Annotated in this window: 4 protein-coding genes; all 4 read right to left on the reverse strand. The window is 76.2% G+C overall.

The genetic code is table 11. From position 1 onward, the window contains the following. On the reverse strand, positions 1-1,329 hold a 1,329-nt coding region (locus tag HGA02_RS11270), incomplete at its 3' end, for a glycosyltransferase (RefSeq protein ID WP_168679090.1). Further along, positions 1,322-2,284 (reverse strand): NAD-dependent epimerase/dehydratase family protein, encoded by a 963-nt coding sequence (locus HGA02_RS11275; RefSeq protein WP_168679091.1) that lies wholly within the window; start codon positions 2,282-2,284, stop codon positions 1,322-1,324. The genes HGA02_RS11270 and HGA02_RS11275, both read right to left, overlap by 8 nt. Positions 2,285-2,431: 147 nt before the next feature. Beyond that, complete coding sequence (locus HGA02_RS11280; protein WP_168679092.1) at positions 2,432-3,262, reverse strand: ABC transporter permease; 831 nt, start codon at positions 3,260-3,262, stop codon at positions 2,432-2,434. After that, on the reverse strand, positions 3,259-4,329 hold the full coding sequence (locus tag HGA02_RS11285) for an ATP-binding cassette domain-containing protein (RefSeq protein WP_210728456.1): 1,071 nt from the start codon (positions 4,327-4,329) through the stop codon (positions 3,259-3,261). The genes HGA02_RS11280 and HGA02_RS11285 overlap by 4 nt, the downstream gene beginning before the upstream one ends. Positions 4,330-4,562 lie beyond the last annotated feature (233 nt).

Here is a 4,562-nt window from a genome sequence, read left to right on the forward strand (position 1 = left end):
CGACGCTCTTCCGATCTCGACGGCCTGCACCGGGGCGAGCACGGCGGCGACCGGCTCGAGCATCACGCCCCGCCACCCCGCCCCCACGCCTGCGTGGACCGGCGGCGACGCTGCGTGGATCGCGGGCGCAGGGTGGGTCGGTGACGCTGGGTGGTTCGCCGGGGCAGGGTGGGCCGGCGACGCTGCGTGGATCGCCGGAGCAGGGTGGGCCGGTGACGCTGCGTGGCTCGCCGGGGCAGCCTGGATCCGCGACGCCGTGTGGTCGGCCGAGACCGCGTCAGGTGGCATGGCGGCGGTCACTCGTCGGCGCAGCGCGCGGGTGACGAGCGCGGAGACGGCGAGGGCTGCGACCGCAGCACCGACGGCGACGAGCGAGCGGGAGGCGAGGGCGAGCGCGACCGTCGCGAGCGGGAGGGCGGTCGGGACGAGGACCAGCAGCAGGAGACGCGCCGAGAGGTCACGGCGGACGACCTCGCCGGCGAACAGGAGCCAGCGCCGGACGATCCGCAGGTACGCGGCCGCGGTCGGGACGGTCGTCGCGACGAGCGCGGGCTGGGCGGTCTGGACGATCCGCAGGCCGTGGGCGCGGAACAGCCGGGCGAGCGCGTAGTCGTCGCACGTGGCGGTCGCGAGCGCGGCGAACCCGCCGACCGCCTCCAGCCGGTCGCGCCGGAGCGCCACCACCATGCCGTTGATGCTGACGGGAGGCCCGACGCGCGCGAGCGGCAGGTAGGTGACGAGCGCCGAGCCGTTGACGAACGCCGCGAGCAGCCGCGACCAGAGCCCGCCCTGCTCGCGGTAGACGGGGACGCCGGTCGCGAGGTCGGCGCCGGCGAGCGCCCCGACGAGCCCTGCGAGCCCCCCGGCGGGGAGGACGGTGTCGTCGTCGAGCAGGACGACCGTGCCGCTGTGCACGTCGGCCAGCGCGAGCTTGTGGATCTTGGGGTTGACGCCGGGCTCGGGCGGCGGGCACACCACGACGTCGACGTGCGGGCGTGGCGCGCCCTCGCCTCGCACGCCGCGAACCTCGTCGACGGTCTCCCGGGCCGTGGTCCGCGAGGCGGCGGCTGTCGCGGCGGCGCGTCCGGCCGGGTCGTCGTCGTCGACCAGCAGCAGGACGTGTGCGGGCGCGAGGGTCCGGACGGAGGACGCGAGGACGTCGGGCAGCAGCGGGTCGCCGGAGCGGACCGCGACGAGGACGGTGACGTCGGTGAGGTCCTGCGGGGACGCGGCACGGGCGGGCGCCGCGATCGCGGCGGCGGCGAGGCTCCCGCGGACGGCGGTGACCACCACGAGGAGGGCCGCGACGACGAGCGCAGCCTCACCCATGCGCGCGTACGAGCCGGTCGACGCTCTCGTCGAGCGACACCGCGGGGGCGCCGAGGTCGCGCAGCGTCCGCGTCATGTCGAACGTCTTGGACCGCGAGAGCACGGACACCCCGAAGCGCGTGATCGGCGGCTCGCGCCAGCCGAGCAGCGTGGCCGACACCTGCTCCCCGGCGCCCGCGAGCCCCCGGACGACCGACGGCGGGACGCGCACGGTCCGCGGGCGCGCACCGAGCCGCGCGAGGATCCCGAGCAGGAACGGGTAGAGGTCGACGGGCTCGGCGTTCGTGAGGTGGTACAGCCCGGTGGCGCCGCGCTCCACGGCCTCGTTCACGTAGTGCGCGGCGGTGTGGACGTCGGTGAGGTCGGTGCGCACGGGCGGCCCGTCGCGGCGCTCGAGCACGGGCAGCAGCCCGCCCTGCGCGAGCCGCAGGATCCGGGGCAGGAGGACGGTGTCGCCGACGCCGAAGACGGCGCGCGGTCGCACGACGACGTGCGGGCCGGGGTACCCGGCGACGACGCGCTCGGAGATCCGCTTGGTGCGCGCGTAGGCGTTGAGCAGCTCGTCGTCGGGCGGGACGGGGCTGTCCTCGGTGAGGTCGTGCTGGTCCTCGTCGCGGTAGAGCACGGACGACGAGGAGACGTGCACGAGCGGCGGCGCCCCGTGGTCGGCCGCCCACCGCGCGACGTGTCGGGTCGCGTCGACGTTCGCCGCGACGAACGCGCGCGGGGGTGCCCACGGGGACGCGAGCGCGGCGCAGTGCACGACCGCGTCGACGCGGCCGGGCACGGCGTCGTCGGGCAGCGGGTGGGAGAGGTCGTGCCGGACGTAGGTGTCGACGTCGTTGGTCGCGGTCGACGACCGCCCGACGCCGACGACGTCCCAGCCGCGCGCGTGCGCGTCGGCGACGATCCGCGTCCCCAGGAAGCCGTTGGAACCGGTGAGCAGGAGACGCATGCCGTGGAGGATACGGCGGTCCGGAGGCGGGCAGTCCGGTCCTCCACAGGCGTGTCCCCGCGGGAACGGCCGCAGCGGTCCCGGCCGCGGGCGACCGGGGTGGTGCGCCGCGCGCGCCCGACGCACCACCCGGTCACCACCGCCCCGTCAGCGCCCCAGACGCGTCCAGCGGCGCACGGACAGCACGCCGAACACGGCCACGAGCACGACGGGCCAGACGACCGCGAGCAGCAGCGCGTGCTCCGACGCCCAGCCCGTGCTCGCGACCGTGGGGTTGCCGAACAGGTCGCGCGTCGCGGCGATCGTCGCGGTGATCGGGTTCCACGCGGACAGCGCCTCGAGCCATCCGGGCATCGTCGAGATCGGCACGAACGCGTTCGACAGGAACGCGAACGGCCACACGAGGATCTGCACCGCGGTGACGCCGCCCTGCCCGCGGAACAGCAGCCCGAGCCAGATGCCGAGCCACAGGAACGCGAACCGCAGCAGGAGCAGCAGGCCGAGCGCGACGAGCGCGTTGCCGAGCCCTTCGTGCCACCGCCACCCGACGGCCAGCCCGCCGAGGAGCAGGGCGAGCAGCCCGACGACCGACGAGAGCATGTCGGCGATCGCGCGGCCGAGCAGCACCGCGGCCCGGGACATCGGCAGGGACCGGAACCGGTCGGTCACGCCGCGCTGCACGTCGGTCGCGACGGCCGTCATGGTCGACTCGAGCCCGAAGGCCATGGTGACGGCCAGCATGCCGGGGAAGAGGAACTCGATGTAGCCGCCCGGGACGTCGATCGCGCCGCCGAGCAGGTAGCCGAACATCAGCAGCAGGAGCAGCGGGAACGCGAGGCCGATCAGCAGGTCCCACGGCTGGCGCCGCCAGTGGCCGAGGTCGCGCAGGGTCACGGTCCAGGCGTCGCGGAGCGCCCACGACGGGCCGCCCGACGGGACGGGCGGGGCGGTGCGGGCCGGGGTGGTGGTCGTGGTCATCGGGAGGCCTCCTCGGCGGTCGCGGCGGCGGGGGAGTCGGTGGCGGCCCGGGCGCCGGGGTCGGCCGGGGCGTCGGCAGGAGCCCCGGTGAGGTGCAGGAACGCCTCGTCGAGGGTCGGGCGCCGCAGGGCGACGTCGTCGACGGGGACGCGTGCGTCGTCGAGCGTGCGGACGACGTGCGTGAGCGCCGCGACCCGGTCGACGACCGTGGCGGTGACCCGTCGGGTGGCGACGTCCGTCTCGACGTCGGTGCCGACGGCGTCGAGGGCCGCCCGCGCGGCCGGCAGGTCGGCCTCGGCGCGGACGACGACGTCGAGCCGGTCCTGACCGATGGACGCCTTGAGCTCGTCGGGCGTCCCGCGGGCGACGAGCCGGCCGTGCGCGAGCACGCTCACCTGCGACGCGAGCTGGTCGACCTCCTCGAGGTACTGCGTGGTGAGCAGCACCGCGGTCCCGCCGGCGACGAGCTCGCGCACGGCCTGCCACACCTCGCGCCGCCCGCCCGGGTCGAGGCCGGTCGTCGGCTCGTCGAGGAGCAGCACCTGGGGGTCGAGCACGAGGCCGGCGGCCAGGTCGAGCCGTCGACGCATGCCGCCGGAGTAGGTGCCGACGGGCCGGTCGGCGGCGTCGGCGAGGTCGAACCGGTCGAGCAGCTCGTCGGCGCGGCGCCGGGCGTCGCGCGTCCCGAGGTGCGAGAGGCGGCCGAACATCACGAGGTTGTCGCGCCCGCCGAGGATCTCGTCGACGGCGGCGTGCTGACCGACGAGCCCGAGCCGGCGGCGCGCCTGCGCGGCGTCGCGGACGACGTCGTAGCCGGCGACGTGCGCGGTGCCGCCGTGCGGGTCGAGCAGCGTGGAGACGATCCGGACGGTGGTCGTCTTGCCCGCGCCGTTGGGGCCGAGCAGGGCGTGGACGGTGCCGTGCTCGACGTCGAGGTCGAGGCCGTCGAGCACGGTCGTGTCGCCGTAGCGGCGCGTGAGCCCGCGGATGCGGACGGCGGGTGGGGCGGTCGCCGCGGTCGCGGTGCCGGCCGCGCGGGTGGTCGGTGAGCCGGTGGACGTGGGCATGGGTGGACCTCCTCGGACGGGAGCGCTTATCGTACAGCGTACGACAAGAACGCACGGACGTCTCCACCTGTTCCCGGCAGGGAGGATGAGGTCATGACGGAGCACACCGGGACCGGCGACCCGGCCCGCAGCATGGCCCTCCTCTGGCGCACCGCCGAGCCCGCCGCCCCGCGCGGCCGTGGTGCCGCCGCCGGGCTGTCCGTGGACCGCGTCGTCGCGACCGCGGTGGCGCT

This window comes from Cellulomonas septica (assembly GCF_012396155.1).
GTDB classification, from domain to species: Bacteria; Actinomycetota; Actinomycetes; order Actinomycetales; family Cellulomonadaceae; genus Cellulomonas; species Cellulomonas septica.